We start from the raw sequence: 25,896 nt of genomic DNA, 5'->3' as shown, positions 1-25,896 counted from the left end.
AGGAATATATTCAATGTCTAAAAAAATACTTATGGTTCTTACATCTCACGCAGAACTTGGTAACACTGGCGAAAAAACAGGTTTTTGGGTAGAAGAATTTGCAGCCCCTTACTATGCATTTGTTGATGCAGGCGTTGAAGTAACATTAGCGTCTCCAGCTGGTGGTCAACCACCAATTGATCCGACAAGTACACTTGTCGATTTTCAAACAGATGCAACTAAACGTTACGACGCCGATAGCGCAGCACAAACACTTATGGCAAACACTAAAGTGTTGAGTGAAGTAAAATCTAGCGATTTTGACGCTGTATTTTACCCAGGCGGTCACGGTCCATTATGGGACCTAGTTGACAACACTGATTCAATTTCGCTTATCGAAAGCTTTATTAAAGAGCAAAAGCCTGTTGCTGCGGTATGCCATGCAAGTGCTGCATTTTTAAATGTTAAAGATGCTGATGGCAATGCATTAGTAGCGGGTAAAAAAGTAACTGGTTTTACTAACTCTGAAGAAGCTGCAGTGCAACTTACCGATATCGTGCCATTTTTAGTTGAAGACGAGCTAATTAAAAAAGGTGGCGATTATCAAAAAACTGACGACTGGGGTGTATTAGCACTAGAAGACGGTTTAGTAATTACCGGCCAAAACCCTGCAAGCTCTGAACTAGCTGCAAAAAAACTATTAACTAAATTAGGTTAATAGTGAGTAATAATTAAAATTAAGCACAGCATTTTATGCTGTGCTTTTTTAATTGCTTTTCATTAGCAAATACAATTCCTATACTGGCAACTCTTAAAGTCAATTAGGGCGATTATATGGCAACCAAGCCAACCACACTGTCATTACTAACTAGTACCCGTTTCGCAATATTTAGTATTGTTGTTATTTGCTTCGTACTACAGGTGATCAATAGTCTACCTGGCATAAATCTTAATGGTTTAGGCATATATCCACGCAGTATCCAAGGATTAATTGGCATACTATGCGCACCTTTTTTACATGGTAGCTGGTGGCACTTTGCCAGTAATATGATCCCATTTGTAGTATTAAGCTGGCTAATTTGCCAGTACAGCGTAAAACGTTTTTATAACGTATTTATTTTTACCGCTCTAGTCGGTGGACTCTTAGTTTGGGCATTTGGGCGCAGTAACATACATGTTGGTTTAAGCGGTGTTATATATGGTTTATGGGGCTTTATTCTATGCTACGGCTTAGTAAGACGCTCATTAAAATCAATTATAATTGCAGTTGTAGTGGCTATACTTTATAGCGGTTTTATATGGGGTGTTTTACCTCAGCGCTATCATGTATCGTTTGAAAGCCATTTATTTGGAGCGCTAAGCGGGTTGTTTTTAGGTTATAGATTAGCAAAAGCCGATAAATTAAAAGGTCGGTAAATTAAGTATTAGGGCCTTTAATTAATTTTTTATGGCCACATTTACCATATATGTATTTCATCTAACAGAGGTTATTTATGAGTGATAAAAACGAATACACGCCACCAAAAGTATGGACGTGGGAAAGTGAAAGTGGCGGTAAGTTTGCCAGCATTAACCGCCCAATTGCAGGCGCGACTCATGACAAAACTCTACCTATTGGTGAGCACGCATTTCAGCTTTATTCTCTTGCGACACCTAATGGCCAAAAAGCTACAATCATGTTTGAAGAGCTTTTACAGCTTGGTTGCACCGATGCAGACTATGACGCATATTTAATAAACATAGGTGATGGCGATCAGTTTGGATCTGACTTTGTTGATATTAATCCAAACTCAAAAATCCCAGCGCTAATGGATCATTCAACCACGCCGCCTACTCGAATCTTTGAATCTGGTTCTATTTTACAGTATTTAGCTGAAAAATTTGATGTACTCATCCCTAAGGATTTAAAAGCTAAAACTGAGTGTCGTAACTGGCTATTTTGGCAAATGGGCTCAGCGCCTTACTTAGGTGGCGGATTTGGTCATTTTTATAGCTACGCACCAAGTAAAATGCAATACCCTATTGACCGTTTTACCATGGAAACTAAACGCCAGCTTGACGTGTTAAATCGCCATTTAAGCGAAAATGAATACATGGCAGGTGATGAATACTCAATTGCCGATATTGCAATTTGGCCGTGGTACGGATCGTTAGTGCTTGGAGCTTTATATGATGCAGCAGAGTTTTTAGATGTTGCCTCATACACCCATGTTGTACGCTGGGCTACGCAAATATCAGAGCGCCCCGCTGTTAAGCGTGGTCGTCGCGTAAATCGCACATGGGGTCCTGAAGAAGAGCAAATGGCAGAGCGCCATAACGATAGCGATTTCGATGGTTAAATCTATAGAACAGCAAGTAAAGTCGTTAACACTTTAACCTGCTTGATAATTTTAAGGCTCAAAATAAATATTTATTTTGGGCCTTTTTACTTTTTAAACTTTTTTTATCCCTCCCGTAAACTATATTTACTTTACATTAAAGTTTTATTTAGCTGCGTAAAGGCTTATTAAGCTCTTTGTATTACCAGTATTGTATTAGTGTAATTTGCTAAATGGTTTACTTAATTTCCTAGGGGTTGTTTTTGAAAAAGGTTTTAATTAGTGCCATATAACAATTTAAGTAATAATGAGCGAAAAGAAGCGCTCAAAATTTTATACTCGAATGCTATTTCCGGAATTGCAGTCTCTGTACTAGTCAGCGTTGCTTTAGTATTTGCTTTTGATATAACTAATGAGAAAACTAACCACGATAAAGTAGTCTGGTTAGGCATAATGATGTGCGTGCTTACTTTACGTATTATTGATGTAGGGCTTTTTTTGAAAGCTCAAAATTCTCGCCAACCTTACAACACACATTCTTATCTAAATCGCTTTGCTATTGGCTGTATATCAACAGCCGTGTCTTGGTGTGGTTATGCTCTTTGGTTTCATAGCACTTCATCTACGGTGGAAGTTACTACGACCATCGCTATTTTATCGGCGCTTGCCGGTGGCTCTGCAAATTTGCTGTCTGGAAGTCGTTTTACCGCTGTTCTATATAGTTTTACTTTATTGGCGCCCTACTCTTTTTTGCTAGCGCTTTCAAACGATCACTACCAACACGTATTGGGGTTATTAGGTTTAACTTTTGCCACAATCATGATTGCCTCTTCGTACAAATCAGCCACATTTACACACAGTGCAATCAAGCTCAAAAACCAAAACAGAGAGCTGCTTAATGAAGTGGAAAACAAGGTCGAACAACGCACTGAAGAAATTTACCGCTTATCGAATACCGATCCACTCACAAATCTATTAAACCGTACCGCATTTTTAAAAAATGCAAACAAACAACTAGCAGATAACCCTAAAGAACCCTTTGCTTTATTATTTGTAGATTTAGATGGCTTTAAACAAATAAATGATTCATTGGGGCATAAAGTAGGCGACAAAGTATTAAAAGAAATAGCACTGAGAATTAGTAATGTATGTAACCAACAACTTTTTAAATGTCGATGGGGCGGAGATGAGTTTTTAATTTTAGCAACCTATCAAAATCAAGCTGAGCTTATCGAATTTGCTAATAAAGTACTTCAAAGTATTAGTGCCGAGCATGAAACATATAAATATCAAAAGTGGATATCAGCAACGATGGGGATTGCCATGTACCCTGAGCACGGGAACGACTTAAATACCTTAATTCGCTCTGCTGATACTGCTATGTATCACCAAAAACGCATTGCTAAAGGTAATATCAATATTTATAACGATTCACTCAAATTAAAACAAGAAAGAGAGTATCTTTTAAGTCGACGGTTAGCCAGTGCTATAGAAGAAAACAGTTTAAGGCTAGTATTTCAGCCAATTATAGATAGCAAAACATCAAAAGTAACCTCTTTCGAATCATTATTACGTTGGCAACTAGACGGTGAAAATATTTTCCCTGATGAGTTTATAATTATTGCCGAGCAATACGGGTTAATAACCCAAATGGGCCTCTGGGTCATAGAACAAGCATGTATACAAGCAAAAAAATTCAATCATTTACCGGAGAAAATTGCAGTAAGCGTGAATGTATCGGTAATCCAATTACAAGATCCAGATTTTGTAACTAAGGTATTAAAAATAGTAAAAAATCATCAAGTAGAGCCTAAAGATCTGCATATAGAAATTACCGAATCAGTATTTGCCGAAGATAAACTCACATTTTTGACAGCCGTTAAAGCACTACAAAAACAAGGCTTTTGTATTTCAATTGATGATTTTGGAACTGGCTACTCATCACTATCAAGCATGCTTGATATTGGTGTAGATATAGTAAAAATAGACAGAAGTTTTATTCAAAATATGGATAAAAGAGGGTTAAGTATCATTCATGCAATTGTACAAATGGCCTCATCTTTAGATTTTACTGTTGTTGCCGAAGGCGTTGAAACTATTGAACAAGCAAACACGCTTACTAATATTGGTGTATCTCACCTGCAAGGTTATTACTTTTCAAAACCGATGGAAGTAGATTTTGTAGATGCTTATTTAAATGAGCAAAATAAGCTGTGCCGTTGATAACCAAAACCCGCTAAAAGCGCTTAACTGCCATATGAGTTTTGCACTACCTTTCTTATTAGGGCTTGTTTATCTTTCGAGGTTAAATTTGCAGCATACTGTTTGGTATTTAGGCAATGCAGAGCCTATGTAGTGTGGTTATTCCCCATAAATAGGCGATAACGCAGCATAAATACCAAACATTCGCTGCCCGAAGGGTTCTGCCTAGGGGAGATTGACTCTTTGTTACTAGGTTACAAACCTCGCGCCGCGATTAAATCTTCCTTGGGTTGAACAAAGTTCAATCCTGAAAGGTCAACAAGCCCTCCTTAAAACATAATCTTACAATTACTTACACCTAGTACATAGTTATTAGCGTAGGCTAAATATAAACCAACTTACATAAGTGTATTACGTTTAAATTTACGCTAATTAGCAAACCGCCAGTGCTGGACCCTACGTTAAGTTGTGCGCTGATGTTGCTTATATAAGTGAATAATAAAAATGTAACGATACAACTAAATATAAAAAAGGAATTTGCATGATAAAACCACTTTGCTATTCACTCATCACTTTACTTACCCCCATTAGCGCTATAGCTCAAACAATGGCAATAAAAACAACGGATGAATTAGTATCAACCGATTCAGAGATTTTATTTGCATATAATAAAGAATCAAAACAACTAGAAGCCATCAATTTACTCACATCACTAAGTAGTGAACTTGCTTTACCAAAAAATGCCATCGGGTTTGATGTGGCTACACTTGCTAACATTACCGATAAACAAGCACTCGTACTAACAAGTGATGGCGTATACAAAGCCCAAGCTGGTAAACCAACACTATTGTTTAATTATGAGTCGGTTCTAAATCAATTAAAAATAGATAAATTTGAAAAAGTAGACTTTGTCTTCGATGCCAACAACGACGGTCTAAGCGATATTTTCATCCCTGGGTTAGCAAGCAGTACTTTATACATTCAAAATAAAGATGGCAGCTTTAAGCCTAACAAATTTAAACAAACACCTATGTATGAAGGCAGCTTTTCAGGAAAAGGGCTTTCTCTAGAAGTTAATATTAACAATAAACCCGTCGTTATTGATTTTAACCACGACGGGTTAAGCGACTTGGTTTTTTCAAATGACTTTGGAGCAGATGTACTACTTGCTAATCCAGAAGGCTTTGAGCAAAAGCTCACCTCAATTGATTTTAACATCGAATTAGGCGAGCTAAGCAATGGCGAAACTCGCAAAATAAAGCAAATTATTGATATTAATAACGACGGATTTCTAGATTTTACAACTAGACAGTTTAAGCCAACGCAAGGTATGGATTCGTTAGATATAAAAATAGCGCATACTTTGTACCTAGGAAGTGCTAAAGGCTTTAGTAATACGCCCATTACCTTATTTGAAACACAAGGCCCTAGTGAGTTATTGCTCAAAACTGATTTTAATAATGATGGCTTAATTGATTTACAAAAAATGGATTTAGATATTGGCTTAGGTACTATTGCGTCTATGGCATTGGGCGGTGGCAGTACTGATGTAGATGTAGAAATGAACATTTATAAGCAGCAACCCGACGGCTCATTTGCCAATAAATCGAGTATAGAACTTGATTTAGAAATGGAAGTAGGAATGAACGGCGATGATTCCGAGCCAGCCCTATATTTAGGTGATATTAACGGCGACAGCTATATTGACGCAGTATACAAATACAGTAAAAAAACGCTCTATATTTATTACGGAGAGCAAGACTCACTCCTAAATGATAAACGTAAAAAATTAAAACTAACGCTGCCTAAAAATAATAAAGATATTCTTCTAGTAGATATAAACCAAGACGGTAAAAAAGATTTTGTATTTAAATTTACCGAAGAAGATGGCACCAGCAAAATAGAAACACGCTTAAATTAAGCCAATAAAAAAGCCCAACAGAGTTAACCGTTGAGCTTTGGACTTAAGACTTTCGAGTAACAGTCAGCTTTACTCTAAGTTATAACACCTAAGCAGTTACATTTAGCAGTGAATCGCCTTCACTTAAACCAAACTTCTCTTGTACTGATGCAAGGATTGATTCTTTATCTTCATCAGACAACTGGCTTGAATACTCAGTTAATAGCTCATCTAAGTAGCTGACTACTTCGTCTGTATCTACTGATTCTAATGAGTTCTGTGGCGGCGGTGGCGGTGGCGGTCTTTGACCTTCCACTCGTCCTGCATCACCAATGCTTTTAGCATCAAACTCAAGTTCGCTCATTAAATCAGCAAGCTCTTTTGTTGGTTCAATACCTTGTTCTTTAAATGCCGCTTGAATACTTTGCGCGTTTTCTTCGGTTAAGTTTTCAGCGTCAAACTCTGCAAGCGTTTCTTTAACAAAATCGCTTTGCTCTGTTGTTAGCTTTGCAGCCTGACTACTTTGTTGCGGCATAAAACTCGCAGAACTACTGTTAATACTATTAATCATTTTAGTATCCTTTCAGCGTTCACGACGAGGTGGTTTATGATCGCTAAGTTCTTGTTCACTAATTTCGCCATTACCATCGGCATCTATAGAATCAAAAATTGTTTGTGCATCGCCGTGTGGCGGTTTTTTAGCACTAAACTCTTCAAAGCTAATTACGCCATCACCATCAGTATCAATAGTTGAAAAATCAGGTTTTTCAGGAGGATTGTCACCGCCTCGAGCAGCTACATTAGCTGAAAAAGCAATAGATAATATTGCCACAGTGGCAAGAGTTGAAAAATGCTTCATAGTAATAACCTCGTATTTAAGAATTAAACTAAGCTTACGCTTTAAAAACGCAAACAATGTGCAAATAATAAGGAAGTAATAAATTATTTGGATAAAAAATAGTAATCTAAATACTTATTTAAAAAGTTCTGGTTGATTGCTTTGCAATCAATATATAAGCTAATAAAATAATACGATTAATTACTCTCAGGCAGTAGTGTTACTGCCCTTAATTCTCAAAGCTGATATACTGCTTGAGCCAATTAAACAAACAAATACAGAGCACTTTCATAAATAATGATTAATAACCAACCCTACTTAGCAGGCAATCTGTGAAAATACCTAAACGCCTACAACCCCTTGTTGATGATGGCCTTATTGACGAAGTTATAAGCCGACTAATGAGCGGTAAAGAAGCCGATGTATTTATTGTCCGCTGTGGTGAGCATATTCGCTGTGCGAAAGTGTATAAAGACGCGGTTAAACGTAGCTTTAAAAAAGCGGCACAATACCAAGAAGGCCGAAAAGTACGTGGTGGACGCCAAGCGCGTGCTATGGGTAAACGTTCTAGCTATGGCCGTCAATTAGAAGAAGAGATTTGGCAAAATGCCGAAGTTGATGCGTTATCTCGTTTAGCTGGCGTGGGTGTACGTGTTCCTGATACTTATTTTTGTATTGATGGCGTGCTGCTTATGGAACTCGTGTCGGACGAGGACGGTAACGTAGCCCCTCAACTTGGACATGTCGTTTTTAGTGAAGAGCAAGCGATTGAGCAGCATAAACTCATGATGCATTACATTAAGCTTATGCTTTGCGCAGGTATAATACACGGCGATTTATCTGAATTTAATGTACTTGTAGATAATAACGGCCCTGTAATTATAGATTTACCGCAAGCAGTTAACGCTTCAGCAAATAACAGTGCACAAGCTATGTTTGCACGCGATGTAAATAACATACGCCGCTATTATGGTGAATTTGCGCCAAGCATACTAAAAACTCAATACGCTAAAGAAATGTGGGCATTATTTGAAGAGGCCAATTTAACGCCTAATTCAACGCTTACAGGTGAATTTGAAGACAGTGACGAACTTGCCGATGTAGATTCTATTCTTGATGAAATTCAAGCTGCCGAATACGAAGAGTTTGACCGCTTAGAGCGAATTAAAAATGCTGACGATGATGAGTAGCTCATCGTCATAGCTTACTAATACCTCTTACTGCGGGTGCACAAATCGGTAGCCAACCCCATAAACAGACTGAATAACACTTTCAGTTTGTGTCACTTCATCTAGTTTTTTACGCAACTTTTTAATATGGCTATCAATAGTACGATGGCTCACAATACGCTGATCGGCGTACATAGTGTCCATTAAACTATCGCGCGAATAAATACGATTTGGGTTGTTAAACAAAGGTTTAAATAGCTGGAATTCAAAGTTCGTTAGCTCTATGCTGCTTGATTTGTATTTTACGCTGTAGGTGCTCTCGTCGAGCTTCATTGTTGACTCTGTAACATCACTTGCGTTACTTAATCGCCTTAATATAGCTTTAACTCGCGCCACCAGCTCAGCATAACTAAACGGCTTACAAATATAATCATCTGCACCTAACTCAAGTCCAAGCAGCCTATCTATTTCTTCTACTTTTGCCGATACCATAATAATAGGCACATTTGAAAAGCGCCTGATTGCTTTACATAGTTCAATACCACTTTGACCTGGTAGCATTATGTCGAGCAAAATTACGCTCGGCCTGTTAATTTCAAGCCAAGGTAATACTTCATTTCCGTGATGTATTTGATGAGTAACAAAATGATGGCTACTTAAAAAGTCACTCATTAAGTTAGCTAGCTTTACTTCATCTTCCACAATCAGTATTTGTTCACTCATAGGCATCTCTGTAAGTAACCTCAACCTTATTTTTATAAACTAAATAGTTGGTAGCCTAATAATAATAACAAGACCGCCTAAAGTGGCTTTTTCAGCAGCTATTTCACCATTATGGCCTTTAACTATATGTTGGCAAATAGATAAGCCCAAGCCCGAACCGCCCTCTTGGCGATTACGCGAACTATCTACTCGATATAAATACTCAAACAAATGCGATAAATGCGACTGCTCTACACCTACGCCATTATCTTCAATTATAAGCTCTAAGTAGGTTTGCCCTTTAATGCTTATATTATTAGCCGTTAATGAAATAGTGGTGCATTGTGCATAGTGCACGGCGTTCATTAAAATATTATCGAGCAGCTGCAAAAGGCGTGTTTTATCTGCTTGTACAGTTATATGTTTAGCGCTATTGAGTAAGTAAATTTTTATATTGTGCTGCTCAAGTATAACCTGATATTTTTGCTCAATAGTATTTAATAATAAAGCCATATCAGTAGGTTGCATAGTGTAATGCATACCCCCTAACTCTGCGCTATTGAGCATATGCAAATCATCTATTAAGCGTTTTAAATGCAATGCCTCGTCGTTAGCCGAGTTAATATTTTTTGCATTAGGCTCACGTATGCCAAGTAGCATAGCTTCAAGTTCACCGAGCAAAATACTCATTGGCGTTCTAAGCTCGTGAGAAATATTGGCAAGCCAGCGTTTGCGCACTTGCTCGTCTTTAGCGAGTGTAAATGCAAGGATATTAAAATCTTCGCTTAATTGGCCTAATTCGTCTTTTCGCTCAAGCGTAAGTTTGGTCTCGTAATTACCTTGCGTTAAGCGATGCATACCATTAGCAATTTGCTTTACTGGGCTAACTAAGTGACGAGACAATAAAAAGGTAACTAGCAATGTAAGCAATACAGCGGCTAAAGCAATAAACCATAAGTAGTTAGTTTGCTGCTGTAAAAAATCAAGCTCATAACCATCAACCAAGCTATCTCTTTTAGATACAGCTAAGTAACCCACTGTTTTATCGCCCACTGTAATTGGGGTTGTTATATATTTTAAATCGCTGAGGTATCTACCCACTACTAGCTGCTTATTTTCGTCAAGCAAAGCGTAGTGAGCAATATTTTCAGGTGGTAGGCGGCGCTCTCCCCCTAAACGAATATGATCGGGTGGCGGCCGTCGCATCATTCCCCCTCTGGGGCCTGGACCTTCTGGTGGCCTAGGTAAAAACTGGCTATTTTCTAGCTGCGATTCAATAAGTTTTCTAAAATTTTCGCCATTGCCGACAACACGTTCCCATGAGGGGTTTTGTTCGTATTGCTTTGCAAGTTGCACAACAAGTGGTTCAAGCGCTTTTACTTCTTTTGCATTAACAAAATCAATTACGCCTTGCCCTATACTCCATTGTATAAGTACTACTAGCCCTGCAATAACACTAAAGGTAAAACTAAATAGTATTAAAAAAAGTTTATTATGAATTTTCATTAATTCGTGTTTTCAACCTTGCTAGGAAAGCTTTCAAATCGGTATGTTATAAACTCTTTGGTTTGATCGTTAACATACAGCGTAGCAACTATTTTTTTGCCCTGAGCGGTCCAATACATATGACCATGATTATTTAAAGTAATCGATACGGTATTTATACCACTTTTAAATAAGTTAGCAGGTAAATGCAATGCATGTCCGTAAATTCGCTGTATTTTAACCCCATTTATATATAAATGAGCATGACCTTGTAAAAAGCCCGTGTCATCGTTTGTAGTAACGCTCATCATTTGCTGCATGTTCATTGCGCCCTCAGGGGGTACAGATAAATCATAGCGCTGCGTATCTAAAATTAAGTTATAACCCGACATACTATCTTTTAATAACTTAAGGCTTAATGCCGGGATTGGCGTATCACTTGGCACTGCTATAGGCATATGGCTATGATCCATCATTTCCTGCTGCGCAAAGAGCTTAAAGCTCAATAGCGCAGCAGTAGTTAGGATCAATGCGTATTTAAAATAACGCATAGTTACTCCTTACATTCCCGGTGGTGGACCCATTGTTTCGCCAGTATCACAGCGACCAATTGAATTATCGGCTAATTGACCTTTAAAACGAGGCCCTATTTGATAAGGAAAAGAAGGCTGTAATTTACCATCACTGTCTAACGTTAGTGTTATATGGTAGTGATAACCCTTGCCATCGTTAGTATCGTGGCCGTTATGCTCATCTAATTGAGCACCGGTTACTGTTTTTTGTGCGTAGTAGAAATCTTCAAAGTAATAACCATCGTCGGCATTTAATGTATTACCAGAGAGCGTCGTTACTTCTGCGCCAATAGCAGGACCTGCATCACTTGTTTGTGTGCCTTGGCTAACATCGTATTGATCGACTAAAGTACAGCTTCGCTCACCTTCAGTACCACAACCACCTTCACTTTCTGACGCGCCATAATCACGCATTTCCCAGCCGCTTAATGCAAGTTGACCGTTACTTTCATAAGGACCATAAAGCGGATAGCCATCAGCTGCAAACCCATAAATAGGTGAATGCGCATCGCCATCATCTTCAAGTAAATCAGCTAAGCAACTAGTGTAAAAATGGTGATGATATTCACCGTTAGCAGCATGTCCGCCACACACATCAACATCGTATTGCTCAGCAATGGGCGCTAATGTATACCAAATATTATTACCGTAGTTCATACCATCGCCCCAGTTAAATATACTGGTGCCATTAACCATTAAGCCAACTGTACCTAAACCTGTTTCACAAGTTTCAGTGTCAGATAAATCGGTAGGTGTTATCGGAAAATACGCCTCAACTGTTTGTTCTGTTGGGCAACCTGGTCCTGGAGGCCAATAGCCTGCACCGCCTGTGTCATCACAGTTTTCAGTGCTGCTGTTATAGCCAATATCTTCACCAAACGAAATGGTTTGCCCTACTGCTGCTGAGGTTACACCGTTATAAAAATCGGTAGCTGCACGCGGGCGGTTATTTAACGCGTCTACTTGGTCTTGTGTAAGCGTTACATCATATTTAGGAATGTCAGTAGTTTGCACGTACATGTATTCAACGTCAGCATCGTCTTGTGCAACGCTAACAACCTCAACCGATTGGACGTCTTCAACCACTGCACCATTATTTTGTATATAAGTAGAGGTTGTATCGTTGTTAATTAACCAGCTGGTAAGTTTTGCACTATTATCAACTGCACCAGTATCTGAGCCTAAGTCTGAGTCTGATGAAGCAATAACATTAACTATAACTGTATCTACAACGACATCGTTTGTGCCGTCATCTGCACTGATTTCAAATACAAGTGCTTCATCGGTTAAAACTTCAGGTGCAACAAACTCAGTAGACGTTGCAGTACTTGAAGATAAGCTAACGGTAGTGCCTGATGTTTGTGACCAGCTAACAGATACTTCGCCATCATCTTCAACTGTTGAACTTAAATAAACGGTATCGCTCGCATTAACAGTTTGGTCAATACCGGCGTCAACCGTTGGAGCACTATTACTGACTGTCTCGCCGTCTGTTGTAGTACTAGTAGAATCGCTATTACATGCGCTTAAAGCGATACAAAGCGCGCTTAATGCAAATAACTTAGTTACATTAGAGGCTTTTGTTTTAAGAAGTGTTTTCAATACTTGAACCTTTACTTTAACGTTTAATAAAACAAAGTTAACAAGTAAAAGTGCAAACAATGTGCACAAACTAAGGAAAATTGTGATCAAAAAAGACAACCCAAGTTGTCTTTTTGCTATTTAACTGGAGTCTGGCTATTTATTATTTTTCAAATGTTTATCAAAAAAGTCTAAAAATGCCTGAAGAGTTTTAACTCTGTGCTCTTGATAAGATAAGTAATGGTCACCATCTTCAAGCTCAATATAAGTAACATCTTTTCCTTCATCATCAAGTTCATCCTGCATTTCTCTACTATGGTAAACAGGTACAACACTGTCATCAGTTCCGTGTACAAGTAATATTGGTCTAGTTATTTTTTTAGCAAAATTCACCGGAGAATTAGCTTCTAGCAAATCATCATCAGTTCCAAACTGCTTTCTAACAATATTTTTGTTTGTAAAGTATCGTGCTTTACTCACTAAATACTCTAAATCACTGACTCCAGCAAAACTAGCCGCACATTTAAACGTTTCTGGATGCTTAATTACAGCCATTAACGCTGCATAGCCACCATAGCTAGCACCACCAATACAAATGCTATCAGCTTGCGCTATTCCTTGATTAATTAACCAGTTTGCACCGTCTTGTAAGTCATCTTGCATAGCTAAACCAAAACCTTGAATTGACTGCATTAAAAAGTCGTACCCATAACCACTTGAACCACGGAAGTTAGGTTGTAAAACAGCATATCCGTTATAGGCTAATAAAGCTGTCCAGTAATCAAAATTGGCATAATCTCTTGCCATAGGGCCGCCATGTGGAAATATAATTGTTGGTAACTTATCACCTTCTTTATATTCTACAGGTAGAGTTAAATAGCCTTCTATTTTTAAGCCATCTCTTGCCTTATAGCTAATGCGTTTTTTTCCTCTGTATACAGAAGCATCTATTTTCGGGTAAACATCAGCGATTGCACTCACCTGCTTTTTAACTCTATCCCCAAATAGATAACTGCCAGACGTTTTGTCTGAACTGATATAAAGTATATATTTTTGCTGATCTTTACTGGTACTTACAATGCTTAATTTATATTCATCTTTAGGGAGTGATACGCGCAAAGATCGATGTAATTTATCTAAGTCTTTATCCCAATATTTAATACCATCATCTAAATGGGAATCAGTAAAACCAGCAACTTCACCGGTTTGTTGTGAATAAAAAATAGACCCATCAAAATCATATTTAGTATTACTATAAATTAGCTCGCGAGCTTTAGTCGTTAAATTGAGTTTAAATAATGCATCGCGCCCTTCATGTAACGCAGTGATGTATAAAAAATTAGAGTCTTTATCAAACCCTAATATAGAAATGCTTTGCTTACTAAAAACTTCATAATCAAATAAAGTTTCCCACGACTGTTTATTCTCATCAAAATAATCGTAAGTAAATTGCGTATCGTCCATTTTTTTTGCAATACGAACTTTACCTTGCCTGTCGGCAAGCCAAGTAACTACATTACTGCGTGGCCTTTGTATTTGAGTCTTACGTAATGTAGTTAAATCTAACTCATAAACTGCTGGGGTATTTGCTATTTTAAAATCCCCCTCGACTAAAATTTTATTTTCTTTTTCAGGTAAAAAACTAACAATTCGGTCTGAATATTGTGGCTGGATCTCATCTCTTACTGTGTTGGCTTTAAAAGCTAATTTAAGACCTTTATCATTTTTAAAGTTATACGCATACATAAGCGTTGATGTATATTTAACTCCGCCAAACTGATACTTTATATAACGAGCACCAAGCAATAATACGTCATCATTTGCCCAGTTATACCAATCAAAAAACACTGTATGGTTATTTGAGTTTATAATTGGTGTAGTAACCCCCGTCTCCAAGTTTTTAACCATTAAGATTAAAGTCCCTTGATGGTTTCTTACAAAAGCGAGGTTCTTACCATTGGGAGATAGCTTAACTTGGCTAAAATCTTTTAAGCCTGCAAAAACTTCTATAGGTAGTTTTTTATCTTGTGTGGCAAAAGAGCCAAAACTTTGCAAAGCAATTAACAAAGTGAAAATGAACTTAAACATTCGTAAATCCTTTTATTATTATGTTCGTAAATAGGTTATTATTTCACAACTGCGGCCTTTTAAGCAAAAATTTATCTTTGGTTGTACTAAAGTAATCGCCGCCCATTTTGCCCACTGCATTTAATAATTCAGGGTCAATATAGCCACCACTCATCACTTCATCGTCTATACAAATACCCACTACATCCAGCAACATCATTTTTCCGCCGCCAGGCTCATTTGAAATACTAATAACTTCGCGTAACTTACATTCAAACCGTACTTTTGAATCGGCAACGCTTGGCGCATTAACTAACTTACTTGGAGCTTGCGCGATGTTAGCTGCATCAAATTCGCTTACACCACTAGGATAGTTTGCACAGCTTTGATTCATTTTTTCAACCAGTTCATGGCTCACAATGTTAATCACACATTCTTTAGTCGCTAATAAGTTAATTAATGTATCTTTACTTGGTTTATCGCGTGGATTTACTTGCGTCACACTCAATACTGGTGGGTTACAACTCGCTACTGTAAAAAATGAGTAAGGAGCAATATTAGCCACACCGTCGCTACTTAATGTACTTATCCATGCAATTGGACGAGGACTGATCCCGCCAACTAAATACGAATAAACATTAAGATCTTTATTTACAGTTAAATCTAAAAACATACTTTTCCTTTTAATACATTAAAACTAAATCTTAATTCAAGTTAGTTACGTATAGGTTTGGCTGACTCAGTTAAATAACAAGCTAATTTTTATCTCTATTTAAAGCAATAAACAAATTATATGAAAATAAACATCGTGTGGTTTAAACGTGATTTGCGTCTTAGCGATCATCAACCATTAAAAAATGCATTCAGTAATGGCTTACCTACCCTATTACTTTATAACTTTGAGCCATTATTGCTCGAAGATGCACACTACAATGAGCGGCACTGGCGCTTTGTGTATCAATCAATAGTTGAGTTAAATAATCAGCTAGCGCGTTTTAACGCCTGTGTTTATATCTTTAATTTAAATATGAGCGATTTACTTGAATCGTTAAAGGCACAGTTTGAAATAGTTAATATTTTTAGCCATCAAGAAATAGGCTTAAACAACACCTTTAAGCGCGATAAAGCAATAAAAGCATGGTGCCAGCATAACCATATTAATTGGCAAGAGTCGCAAACAGGCGCGGTTATTCGCGGCAAAAAAAATCGTAATAATTGGAACGAACACTGGCAGCAAACAATGCAAGAACCTATTGCTGTTCCTAATTGGAAGAGTATAAAAACAATTACCCTCAATAACTACCAAACACCTGAGCTACCAAGCGCTTACACGCAAGATCACGACAGCTTTCAACAAGGTGGCCCGCTGCATGCGCGAACTGTAATGCAGAGCTTTTTTGCCGAGCGCGGTAAAGGTTATCAAAAAGGAATATCGAGCCCAAGTTTAAGCCAAACACATTGCTCCCGACTTTCGCCGTACTTAGCGTGGGGGAATATTAGCCTTAGGCAAGTGTATCAAATGGCCATTGATGAATATCATTCAAAACACCCTGATAAAAGAGGCTGGAAACGCCCACTAGCAGCGTTTGTATCGCGCTTGCATTGGCACTGCCACTTTATGCAAAAGTTTGAGAGCGAATGTTCTATGGAGTTTTTAGCCCTTAATCCGGGTTATCATGTATTTCCGTATCGCGATGATGAACATGTTAAAAACGATATTGAACGCTGGGCGCAAGGTCAAACAGGTATTCCCATTATTGACGCTTGCATGCGCTGCTTAAAAGCCACCGGCTATATAAACTTTAGAATGCGCGCCATGCTTGTAAGCTTTGTAACGCATCATTTAAATATAAGCTGGCAGCAAGCAAGCTTTCCTCTCGCTAATTACTTTTTAGATTTTGAGCCCGCAATTCACTATCCGCAAATTCAAATGCAAGCCTCGGTAACAGGCATAAACACCATTAGGCACTACAACCCAATTAAACAATCAGAAGATCAAGATCCAACAGGTTCATTTATTAAAAAGTGGTGCCCCGAGCTTGAAAAACTCCCTATTGAATATTTACATCAGCCTTGGGAGCAAACTCCAATGGAAGCACTCTTTAACGACTTTAAGTTAGGGGAGGATTATCCCGAACCCATGCTTGATTTAACAGCAGCCTCAAAAGAAGCACGCGAGCGCTTATGGCAATACCGTGAGCGAGCCGATGTTAAACGCGCCATAGGGAGGATTCTTAAAAAGCACGTTGGGGGTACTCAAAAAGTTACTCGAACAAAAAGTAAAACAGATACTAAAAGTAACAGCAAGGCTAAGTAAGCATGGCGCACAAAAAACTAAACTTACCTCAGAAAATATGCCCTATTTGTAATAAACCTTTTACGTGGCGTAAAAAATGGCAGTGCGACTGGGATAACGTTATTTTCTGTTCAGAGCGCTGCAGGCGTAATAAATAAGAGTAATAATTAACTGGCGTCTATTTTGCAACATCATCAGCAATTAATGCTTTTAAGGCTTTATATAAGTTTATTTTGTAAATAACGCTTAGCTAACCTGAAAAGCTTACACTCAAGCAAGGAGAAGATGATGACGATTAAAAAAACGGCTAGTTCAACATGGTCTGGCGATATTAAAACAGGCAAAGGTAGCATATCAACTCAAAGTGGCGCGCTTGATAAACAACCTTATGGTTTTAATACCCGCTTTGAAGATAAGGCAGGCTCAAACCCTGAAGAATTAGTAGGTGCAGCTCACAGTGCATGTTTTAGTATGGCACTTTCGCTTGCATTAGGTGATGCAGGCTTTACCGCAGATAAAATTGATACTAAAGCCACTGTAAGCCTTGATGAAGTAGATGACGGTTTTTCAGTAACGCATATTGCCCTTGAGGTAAAAGCGCGTATTGATCATATTCAAAACGAGCAGTTTCAAGCCTTATGTGAGCAAACCAAAAAGAGCTGCCCTATTTCCAAGCTCTTAAATACCGAAATATCACTAGATGCGACACTTCAATCAGCATTTTAAATATTTAGACTTAACTATTTAGACAGTTCCTTACTAAAAAAGCCAAGTAATTACTTGGCTTGCTTATTATAAAGAATTATTTTTAGGTTTATTCCTACTCAAAGTACTTACTACAAGCCCTATTCCCATCCCAATTGCTGGCCATACTACCCATATATAACTAGGCGAAGTTAGTAAATTTATAACGCTTAGCAAAGTTAAAATAAGTAAATATCCTTTAATTTTTTTGTCTAATGTCACTGTATTGCTCATTTATATTCTCCAAGTAATGTATGTCGCTATTATTGTTTTAATAAGCAACGTACACACCTGCTAAATGTCACTAAGTGATCTGACATTAGTCATCACTTTTCATTTAATTACATAGTCATTTATTATGTATAAAAACATAAAAAACAATACTTTAATCTATTTGTGTTAGAATCTAATCTCAACTAACCTAAACAAATAAACATAAGAGGATGAGCTAAATGAGCGAAAAATCAAAAGATTGTGAAAAAGTTACGTGTAGTAACTGTGCTGACGCTAACGATCTCGAATTTGATTTTTCTATGGCTTTTCAACCGATTATAAACTGTAAAACTAATCTTATTTATGGCTATGAGGCACTAGTTAGGGGTTTAAATGGCGAGTCTGCTTATTCAATCATTTCAAAAGTGAATGAAGACAACCGCTATGCATTTGATCAGCTTTGTCGTATTAAAGCCATTCAACTAGCCTCAAAGCTGGGCATAACATCAATGCTAAGCATTAACTTTTTACCTAATGCTATTTATAAACCAGAGCGATGTATACGCACCACACTAGAAGCTGCAAAAAAGTATAACTTCCCAATTCAAAATATTATGTTTGAATTTACTGAAGTAGAAAAAATAGAAGACACCGCACACATTAAACGCGTTGTTGATTACTATCAGTCTCTCGGATTTAAAACCGCCACTGATGACTTTGGTGCAGGTTATTCTGGTTTAAATCTGCTGGCTGACTTTCAAACAGATATTATCAAGCTGGATATGGCGCTAATACGCGATATAAGCAACGACAAAAAACGCCAATTAATAGTAACTCATTGCTTAAATATGTTTCGCGATTTAAACATTACCGCACTGGCTGAAGGGATTGAAACAGTACAAGAATATACATGGCTTAAAAACGCAGGTGTTGAACTTATGCAAGGGTATTTATTTGCCAAACCAAGCTTTGAAAACTTGCCTGAAGTAAATTTTGAGGACATAGGTGCTGATTAATACTCAACACCTATTATTTATTAAAATCTTATTGAATTTAAGTAAGGCTTAAACTACATATTACCCAGCTCGATCATCATCGCTGTGTACATACGTAAATTAAGCTTAAGTTGCTCAATGGTCATAAATTCATGCTCTGAGTGACCGGTGTAGCGCTTGCCTGGCATTGAAGGACCAAACGATACCGCATTATCAAACAGCTTTGCGTTAGTGCCACCACCTATTGATACAAAGTCAGCTTTTTCGTCGCCCGTAAAATGCTTGAAAATATCAAGCAGCTTTTGCGCATGTGGCGCGCTATCAAGCAGCATAGGTGTGCCAATAATTGTTTCTATGTTAGCAAGCGTTACATTGTTAGCAGCTTGCCAATTAGCGAGCGCATCATCAATTTGCTTTTGTAATACAGCTTCGTCTTTACCCATAGGGCGACGTGCATTTACAGCAAGTGTTAGCGCATTACCATCGCGCTCAATAACGGTTGGTGCCACTGTCATCGGGCCCATAAAGTCGTGCTTGTAAGCTATTTCGCCAAACTGTTTACCATGAATATCTAAACCAATTAACTGATTCACAAAGTCGATTAGCTCACCGTCACTGTTATTTTCAAGCTCCACGCCTTTAAATAACTCAGCTAAATAAGCAATGGCATTTATACCCGACTCCGGCTCTGATGAATGCGCCGACATACCTTTAACACTTATTGCTAAGGCATCATTTTGCTCACTAAAGTTAAACTCAACTTTATTTAATGTTTTGGCTTTTGCTTTTAATGTATTAATAAGTGCAGCGTCTGCATTGTGAAGTACTAAGCTGGCGTCTTCTGGAATTTGGCTTCTAAACGCACCGCCAGTTACATCCTTTACATATAAACCCGTTTGTGGTGATTTTGCATTAAAAGTAGGTGCAATTAAGCTCCAGCCTTTCTCGGCAACCACTACAGGATATGATGCATCAATCGTTACTGCATATTTTGGTTGTTCATACGTTTTCATAAATTGAGTAAGCGGACCCCAATCAGACTCCTCAGCAAGGTAAATCATAAGCTCAATTCGGTTATTAAGGGTTATGCCTTTATCTTTAATTGCTTTCATGGCGTAAAGCGCTGTTGCTATTGCACCTTTATCGTCTTCCGTACCACGACCAACTAATTTTCCCGGTTCGGATGTATCAATAATAAAAGGACTTTGTTTCCATTTGCTAGCATTAGCAGGTTGCACATCACCGTGCGTTACTACCGTTACTTTTTCGCTTTGCTCGCCCATTCCAATTAAAACGGTGTAGCCTAAATCTTGGTAGTCAAAACCAAGCTCTGCGGCTTTCATTTTTAAAAGTGCTTTAAAGCCAATAAAATCGGGATTTTGAGGAGCGGTAATGTCGCTTTTATTAACGGTCGGAAAAGCCACTAAGTTAGTTAGTGTGTGTATTTGAGCATTTTGGTAGGTATTTACTGCGTAATCGGCAACGCTATCAATATTTTTATTTAACTGCGCATGAGCACCAAACGCAAATAAAGCAATACTGGCTAAAGCTAACTTTTTCAAAACAATTCCCATTTAATTAATAACTAAGAGCGGTAATTATAACGCTATGAAGCGCTTACTTATAGCTCTTTACGCTAAACACGCAGGTAACTTAAGCTGAATATTTATATAGCAGCTTTTATGAGGATGAATGTATAATGCGCGACTTAAAATTAACAGGGTATTTAATTGTGAACCGTCGTAAAAAAATCGTCACTAAATTTCAAAAGAAAGATAAACGCACTAACGCTAAACTACATAAAAGCAACAAACCTGGTTATGTGTCAAAAGCTGAGCGCGAAAAACTAGCTGAACAAGAAAGTAATGAGCCACAGGCAACCCAAGAGTAACTCTACGTTACCTGTTCCTTTGATAGTTTAAAGTGGCAAAAGTACCGACCACTTACATAACCGACTACTGCCGTGGCGACTATAAGTTCAAACGTAGCTAAGTAACTAACTGCATCTACATATGGTATTGCGAGGTTTATACTTTGCATCCAGTCTTTCATTTTAAATAATGCAGTTGCCCCAATAACCATTGGAAATGTAAAAGCAGCGTAGCTCGGCGTAAAAGGTCTGCGTAATAACTTTATAAATAACACATAAACAATCAGTGTTTTTATTATCGCTAATATAAATAATGCGCCCACTATAAAGAGTGATGGATTAGCAACAATATGAAAATACCCCGCTAATGTTAAACTGGCAGGCGCAGCTAAAATGGCAAGTGTTGGCTGTATTTCGTAGTCACTTTTTAATGCTAATAAAAAACGATAAAACATAATTGGCAGCATAATACTGTACGTTGATATACCAATCACCAGTGCGCTATAAGCTAACCACGCTAATGTCGGATTTCCCGAAAAAGTAACATCTGCAATAATTATCCCCACTGGCGGCACAAACCAGCTGGGCGCCATATCCTCAAAGTTAAACTTTTTTGCTCGCTGGTATAAAAAACTCACCAAAAATGTGAGATGCAGCACAAAAGCTAAAACCCACATAATGTCGCCAGCTAATGAATTAAATTGCCCAACTGAGTTTGAAATAACAAGATTAGCCATTGCAAATGTAGGGATCACACTTCCTGCAACTGGGTGTGCTAAATCGGCTTTTAATAAATGAGGGTGTAGTAAAAACTTAGCAGCCAAAAGTAAAACTAATACGCCAGCTAGTACCGCTCCCAAAAATTGCCCTTGGGAGTTTAAATTAAAAACGTTTTCCCATGCCCATCCCATACTAGCAATACCCAAAGCTAAACCGGCCATAGCTGTTGGCGCACCCATCACTTTATTTTTAAATTGCTTAAACACTGTACTTCCTAATTATTGGGTGATGAACAAGTTACTGCTTTTTACTGCATTGCCTTAAAATAACGCTGTAAAATTAGTACAAGCGTGCTTAATAGAACGCTTTTTGCATACAAATATTTCATAAAAATAAGTTTACGGCTTACATATTAAAACGCAAAAAAAGCCATAACACAGTTATGGCTTTTGCTTTATTTTTAATAATTTAGTTTAGTTAGAACGCGTAACTAACGCTTACATTAAATGAACGACCCTGCCCAGCAAGTTGTTCAAACCCGTTACTGCTATCTTGTTTAAGTGCCGCAATACTTACACCACCTAGCGGAAGTTGGTAGTACTCATCAAACACGTTACTCACTTCAGTACTTAGCGTTAATGAATCCCATGTGGCTTTAGAGCTTAAATTAACCAGGCTGTAGCTGTCTGTTTGGTTTTCAAAACGATTATTATCTACACGGCTTTTAGTATCGACCCACTGCCAAGATAACGCGTTTTCAAATCGACCTATTTGCTGGCTAATACCTAGCTGGGTTTGCAGTGGTTTAATTTGATAAAGCGGCTGGTTAGTATCGTCGCGCTTACCTCTCGTATTAGTAACATTAGCGTGTAACTGCCAATTACCTAATTGCTTAGATTCATAAATGTTGGCTGTTAAATCTATTTTTGCACCATACAAAATAGCATCTACATTAGTAAACTGAAAAATGTTACGCGCAGTGTTGTCCAAGTCATAACTATTGAAGCTTCTTACAATATCAGCATCAATATAGTCACTCACATCTGTATACCAAACATTGGTGCTTAACCGCCAACCATCATCTTTAGCCTGCTTAATATAAGTAGCACTTATTGTATGCGCTGTTTCAACGTCTAAATCAGGGTTACCAATATAACCATTACCATCGCCATACCAACCAATCATGGTGGTTGCCATGGTGCTTACACCCCAACTGTATCGCTCGTATAAATTAGGCGCTCGGTTTTTACGGGCAAGACCAAATTGCAGCTCATCATAATTTGTTATTTGGTAGTTAATTAATAAGTTAGCATCAACTATAGTGTCGGTTTTATCTCTGTCGCCAGCATTAAAATTCTGTGCAGCGATGGTATTATCTGTAGACGTATCGCTCATGGTCATACTTTTCATACTACCCATGTCGCTCATATCGTCCATATCCGTCATGCTCATACCATCGTTGTAAGATTGAACCTCTCCAACGTGGGTATTAATACTTTCAATACGTACGCCTGCGTTTAACCATAACTTTGTATTTACTTGGCCCTCAAATTCAGCAAATGCCGCTATGCGCTCTCGTTTACCGTTATTTACATTTACGTAATCGTCTGGTCCCATCATGGTTGAGCCTTCAATACCTGGCCACCAATCATCAATACTGTAATTGTAATATTCTTGAGCTAGTAAAATGCTGCTGTTTTTATCAAGCGCAATACGCCATTTTAGCTGCGTACTTATATGTTGTGCATCGGTTTTCATTAGCATCATGCCTGTTTTTTCTTGGCTAAAAAAACCCATTTCGTGCTTTACGCTATGCCAGTTAACTTGCCCTTCAAGCTCGCTGTTTTCAAAGGAGCGTTTGTATTGAGCTATTGCACCGTAGCTGGTGTTATCGGTCATATCCATATACTGATTTGCAAATCCCTGATACGGGATTTTTTGATGCGTTAGCTTTATAACTAATTGCTGTTTATCATCGCGCATAGCTGCGGTTAAACTATGATTTTGTGCTCGATACAATGTATCTAATACTACATCGCCGTTACCGTCTTCATAACTATCTGCGTCACTAAACGAACCCTGATAATTAAGGCTAAACGTGTCACTTGCTAAACGTGCACCAACGCCAAGTTTACGTCCGTTATCAACGCTACTGTACTTTGCTGACACATAACCTGAGTGCCAACCTAATTCATTGCTATCGCTATACTGTGGTGAAATAGAATTAACGCTTATTACACCGGCAATATTATCGCCGCCCGCGCTTACTGGCGACACGCCTGCAACCACATTGTAAGACGTAATTTGATTAGCCGAGATATACGAAAGTGGCGGGTTCATATGATTAGCACATGCAGCGGTTACATCTGCACCATCAACTAACACTTTAATTCTGTCGCCCATTAAACCATTTAAAATAGGTAAGTTAGATACGCCGCCCGCTGCTGAAAAATCGACACCTAAATCACTTAATAACGATTCTGACGAACCAAGTGCTAAATGCTTATTTTGAGCATGTCCGTGTACTTCAATCACTTCTAAAGGCGTATCGTCGGCAAATGCAAAAGGAGATAGCACACCGCTAATAAAAAGTGCGACAGGAGTTAGTAAATATGTTTTTTGAGTTTTGCTTTTATAAACCATTGTTAATTTATGCCACTGTAATAATTGGCGTAATTATAGTGTGAGTTGCAAAAGCAAAAGCGCGACATATTGTCGCACTTTATCAATTTAAAATGTTGTTAGGTGTGTTTGAGCACATAAGAAGGCAGCTTTAAACATAGGAACATGCAATTAACTAAGTATTTAACTTAGCTACCGTTTGAGAAACAATATCGGCTCCACGTTCAATCTCTTTAATGACCTCAGACACATTAGCAATAAGCTCTCTTCCTTGTTTTGATGAGTCTGAAACTGACGTTATTTGCTTTGATATATCATTAGTGAGCTCTTGGTTATTTTTAACAACACTTGCTATTTCATTAGTAGATCGACTCGTACTGGCTGCAAGCTGCCTTACTTCATCAGCTACTACAGCAAAACCTCGACCATAATCACCAGCACGCGCTGCTTCTATTGCGGCATTAAGTGCCAGTAAATTAGTTTGATCCGCAATGCTGCTAATTGTCGAAACAATGGAACCTATGACCGCAGACTGTTCATTAAGATTTTTTATTAAATCTACCGATTTAAGTACTTGGCTTACAATGGCGTCGGAGTTCGCTATAGAGCTTTGTAGTATTTCAGAGCCTTTTTTAGCGGTTGTAGCAGTAGCTACCGCCGATTCATGTGCTATTGCAGCGGCTTCTGTCACTGCACTGTTATTATTAATTCGATCGGTAATATTTGATGCAAACTTAATTATTTTAATTACATTACCTTTGCTATCTAAAATTGGATTATAAGTTGCTTCTAACCAAATTTCTGAACCGTCGGCGGCAATACGTTTGAATTTTCCTGACTTAAACTGCCCCTGCGCTAATTCACTCCAAAAGCGTGGGTTTTTCTCATAAAACAATTTAGTACAAAACATTTTATGATGCTTGCCTACAATGTCTTTTAAGCTATAACCTATTGTTGCTAAAAAGTTTTGGTTCGCCTTTAAAATATTACCCTCTGGGGTAAACTCTATTGTAGCCAAGGCTTTGTCGAGTGCATTTGCAATAGCTTCTTGCGCTTTTCTTTGTATGTAACTGTTTGTAATATCAGAGGCTATTTTAATAACTTTGGTGACTACGCCGCGATCTTCTACAGGAAAGTAAGTTGCCTCAAGCCAAAGCTTATCGCCATTAGCTTTGTACCTTAAAAACGAGCCTGCTTTAGAATTCCCTGTTTTTAATGCTTGCCAAAATTGACTATATTCGTTTGACTTTGCATATTCAGGTTCGCAAAACATACGATGATGCTTACCAATTATTTTCTCTTTGCTATACCCAATCGTTTTTAAAAACAACTGGTTTGCGTCTAATATTATTCCATCAGGTGTAAACTCTATATAAGCAACGTGCTTATTAATTGCCGATAAAATAGATTGTTTTTGAATTAATTGAAGCTCCATTTCTTCAATTTTTGCGTTTCTTTTAGAAATACCAAACATATAAAAACCTTAAGGAGTAAATTAGTACAAAAATTAGCAAATTAATGTGATATCAATATGTAGCTGTACTGTAAATATAAGCTTTAAATAACCTTTCGGCTAATATTTAATATCTTATATATATATGCTTTATAAATAGTTTTTTTATT

The 25,896-nt window shown here is 37.9% G+C and carries 24 protein-coding genes; 11 read left to right on the top strand and 13 right to left on the bottom strand.

Annotation, left to right across the window (positions count from 1 at the left end):
* Positions 1–13: 13 nt before the first annotated feature.
* The 5 genes from GQR39_RS02385 (at position 14) to GQR39_RS02365 (ending at position 6,420) form a co-directional block, all read left to right on the top strand.
* Entirely contained in the window at positions 14–697 is a 684-nt protein-coding gene (locus tag GQR39_RS02385) for a type 1 glutamine amidotransferase domain-containing protein (RefSeq protein WP_121955668.1), read from the top strand.
* A 116-nt stretch (positions 698–813) separates the two neighbouring features.
* Positions 814–1,395, top strand: a complete 582-nt coding sequence (locus GQR39_RS02380; RefSeq protein ID WP_010555361.1) for a rhomboid family intramembrane serine protease — start codon at positions 814–816, stop codon at positions 1,393–1,395.
* Positions 1,396–1,472: 77 nt separating this feature from the next.
* Positions 1,473–2,318 carry a glutathione-dependent disulfide-bond oxidoreductase gene (gene yghU / locus GQR39_RS02375; protein WP_165734722.1) on the top strand — a complete coding sequence of 282 codons (846 nt, stop codon included), beginning with the start codon at positions 1,473–1,475 and terminating at the stop codon, positions 2,316–2,318.
* Positions 2,319–2,579: 261 nt separating this feature from the next.
* On the top strand, positions 2,580–4,520 hold the full coding sequence (locus tag GQR39_RS02370; RefSeq protein WP_165734721.1) for an EAL domain-containing protein: 1,941 nt from the start codon (positions 2,580–2,582) through the stop codon (positions 4,518–4,520).
* Positions 4,521–5,040: 520 nt separating this feature from the next.
* A complete protein-coding gene (locus GQR39_RS02365; RefSeq protein ID WP_165734720.1) occupies positions 5,041–6,420 on the top strand; it encodes a VCBS repeat-containing protein in 1,380 nt (459 codons plus the stop codon).
* A gap of 88 nt (positions 6,421–6,508) precedes the next feature.
* On the opposite strand, the gene GQR39_RS02360 is transcribed toward GQR39_RS02365, so the two are convergent.
* Both GQR39_RS02360 and GQR39_RS02355 read right to left on the bottom strand, forming a co-directional pair.
* Positions 6,509–6,970 (bottom strand): hypothetical protein, encoded by a 462-nt coding sequence (locus GQR39_RS02360; protein ID WP_024589242.1) that lies wholly within the window; start codon positions 6,968–6,970, stop codon positions 6,509–6,511.
* Between the two features lie 12 nt (positions 6,971–6,982).
* The gene (locus GQR39_RS02355; protein ID WP_007581281.1) at positions 6,983–7,258 is read right to left on the bottom strand and encodes an EF-hand domain-containing protein; all 276 of its coding nucleotides are present in this window, start codon (positions 7,256–7,258) and stop codon (positions 6,983–6,985) included.
* Positions 7,259–7,569: 311 nt separating this feature from the next.
* Between GQR39_RS02355 and GQR39_RS02350 the strand changes: the two genes are divergently transcribed.
* Complete coding sequence (locus GQR39_RS02350) at positions 7,570–8,427, top strand: PA4780 family RIO1-like protein kinase (protein WP_007376869.1); 858 nt, start codon at positions 7,570–7,572, stop codon at positions 8,425–8,427.
* 27 nt (positions 8,428–8,454) lie between these two features.
* Here GQR39_RS02350 and GQR39_RS02345 read toward each other — a convergent pair whose 3' ends face one another.
* From GQR39_RS02345 to GQR39_RS02320, 6 genes are all read right to left on the bottom strand, one after another.
* Positions 8,455–9,129 carry a response regulator gene (locus GQR39_RS02345; protein ID WP_101217776.1) on the bottom strand — a complete coding sequence of 225 codons (675 nt, stop codon included), beginning with the start codon at positions 9,127–9,129 and terminating at the stop codon, positions 8,455–8,457.
* 39 nt (positions 9,130–9,168) lie between these two features.
* Positions 9,169–10,614 (bottom strand): ATP-binding protein, encoded by a 1,446-nt coding sequence (locus GQR39_RS02340; RefSeq protein WP_165734719.1) that lies wholly within the window; start codon positions 10,612–10,614, stop codon positions 9,169–9,171.
* A complete protein-coding gene (locus GQR39_RS02335; protein WP_165734718.1) occupies positions 10,614–11,144 on the bottom strand; it encodes a hypothetical protein in 531 nt (176 codons plus the stop codon). Before GQR39_RS02335 ends, GQR39_RS02340 begins: the two co-directional genes overlap by 1 nt.
* 9 nt (positions 11,145–11,153) lie before the next feature.
* Positions 11,154–12,827, bottom strand: a complete 1,674-nt coding sequence (locus GQR39_RS02330) for a YHYH protein (RefSeq protein ID WP_206007740.1) — start codon at positions 12,825–12,827, stop codon at positions 11,154–11,156.
* Between the two features lie 75 nt (positions 12,828–12,902).
* Positions 12,903–14,834 (bottom strand): S9 family peptidase, encoded by a 1,932-nt coding sequence (locus tag GQR39_RS02325; RefSeq protein WP_165734716.1) that lies wholly within the window; start codon positions 14,832–14,834, stop codon positions 12,903–12,905.
* Between the two features lie 43 nt (positions 14,835–14,877).
* Positions 14,878–15,486, bottom strand: a complete 609-nt coding sequence (locus GQR39_RS02320; protein ID WP_165734715.1) for a flavin reductase family protein — start codon at positions 15,484–15,486, stop codon at positions 14,878–14,880.
* Positions 15,487–15,606: 120 nt separating this feature from the next.
* On the opposite strand from GQR39_RS02320, the gene GQR39_RS02315 reads away from it, so the two are divergent.
* The 3 genes from GQR39_RS02315 (at position 15,607) to GQR39_RS02305 (ending at position 17,835) form a co-directional block, all read left to right on the top strand.
* Complete coding sequence (locus GQR39_RS02315; protein ID WP_165734714.1) at positions 15,607–17,130, top strand: deoxyribodipyrimidine photo-lyase; 1,524 nt, start codon at positions 15,607–15,609, stop codon at positions 17,128–17,130.
* A 2-nt stretch (positions 17,131–17,132) separates the two neighbouring features.
* Positions 17,133–17,267 (top strand): DUF2256 domain-containing protein, encoded by a 135-nt coding sequence (locus GQR39_RS02310; RefSeq protein ID WP_121954948.1) that lies wholly within the window; start codon positions 17,133–17,135, stop codon positions 17,265–17,267.
* Positions 17,268–17,397: 130 nt separating this feature from the next.
* Positions 17,398–17,835, top strand: coding sequence for an OsmC family protein (locus GQR39_RS02305; RefSeq protein ID WP_165734830.1), 438 nt, complete (start codon positions 17,398–17,400; stop codon positions 17,833–17,835).
* A gap of 66 nt (positions 17,836–17,901) precedes the next feature.
* On the opposite strand, the gene GQR39_RS02300 is transcribed toward GQR39_RS02305, so the two are convergent.
* A complete protein-coding gene (locus GQR39_RS02300; RefSeq protein WP_165734713.1) occupies positions 17,902–18,087 on the bottom strand; it encodes a 2TM domain-containing protein in 186 nt (61 codons plus the stop codon).
* A 218-nt stretch (positions 18,088–18,305) separates the two neighbouring features.
* On the opposite strand from GQR39_RS02300, the gene GQR39_RS02295 reads away from it, so the two are divergent.
* Positions 18,306–19,082: an EAL domain-containing protein gene (locus GQR39_RS02295; RefSeq protein ID WP_165734712.1), complete on the top strand. Its 777-nt coding sequence runs from the start codon at positions 18,306–18,308 to the stop codon at positions 19,080–19,082.
* Positions 19,083–19,135: 53 nt separating this feature from the next.
* Here the strand turns inward: GQR39_RS02295 and GQR39_RS02290 are convergent, their stop codons facing one another.
* Positions 19,136–20,623: a dipeptidase gene (locus GQR39_RS02290; RefSeq protein WP_165734711.1), complete on the bottom strand. Its 1,488-nt coding sequence runs from the start codon at positions 20,621–20,623 to the stop codon at positions 19,136–19,138.
* Between the two features lie 137 nt (positions 20,624–20,760).
* Between GQR39_RS02290 and GQR39_RS02285 the strand changes: the two genes are divergently transcribed.
* Positions 20,761–20,952, top strand: a complete 192-nt coding sequence (locus GQR39_RS02285; protein ID WP_007581250.1) for a DUF2986 domain-containing protein — start codon at positions 20,761–20,763, stop codon at positions 20,950–20,952.
* A gap of 2 nt (positions 20,953–20,954) precedes the next feature.
* Here GQR39_RS02285 and GQR39_RS02280 read toward each other — a convergent pair whose 3' ends face one another.
* The 3 genes from GQR39_RS02280 to GQR39_RS02270 all read right to left on the bottom strand — a co-directional run bounded on the left by GQR39_RS02280 (position 20,955) and on the right by GQR39_RS02270 (position 25,747).
* Positions 20,955–21,917 carry a TDT family transporter gene (locus tag GQR39_RS02280; RefSeq protein WP_165734710.1) on the bottom strand — a complete coding sequence of 321 codons (963 nt, stop codon included), beginning with the start codon at positions 21,915–21,917 and terminating at the stop codon, positions 20,955–20,957.
* A 211-nt stretch (positions 21,918–22,128) separates the two neighbouring features.
* Positions 22,129–24,294, bottom strand: coding sequence for a TonB-dependent receptor (locus GQR39_RS02275; RefSeq protein ID WP_165734709.1), 2,166 nt, complete (start codon positions 24,292–24,294; stop codon positions 22,129–22,131).
* 154 nt (positions 24,295–24,448) lie between these two features.
* Positions 24,449–25,747, bottom strand: a complete 1,299-nt coding sequence (locus GQR39_RS02270; protein ID WP_165734708.1) for a PAS domain-containing methyl-accepting chemotaxis protein — start codon at positions 25,745–25,747, stop codon at positions 24,449–24,451.
* Positions 25,748–25,896: the final 149 nt, after the last annotated feature.

The sequence above is a fragment of the Pseudoalteromonas sp. C8 genome (genome assembly GCF_011378685.1).
Taxonomy (GTDB): domain Bacteria; phylum Pseudomonadota; class Gammaproteobacteria; order Enterobacterales; family Alteromonadaceae; genus Pseudoalteromonas; species Pseudoalteromonas arctica.
This window is presented reverse-complemented; position numbering and strand designations above follow the sequence as displayed.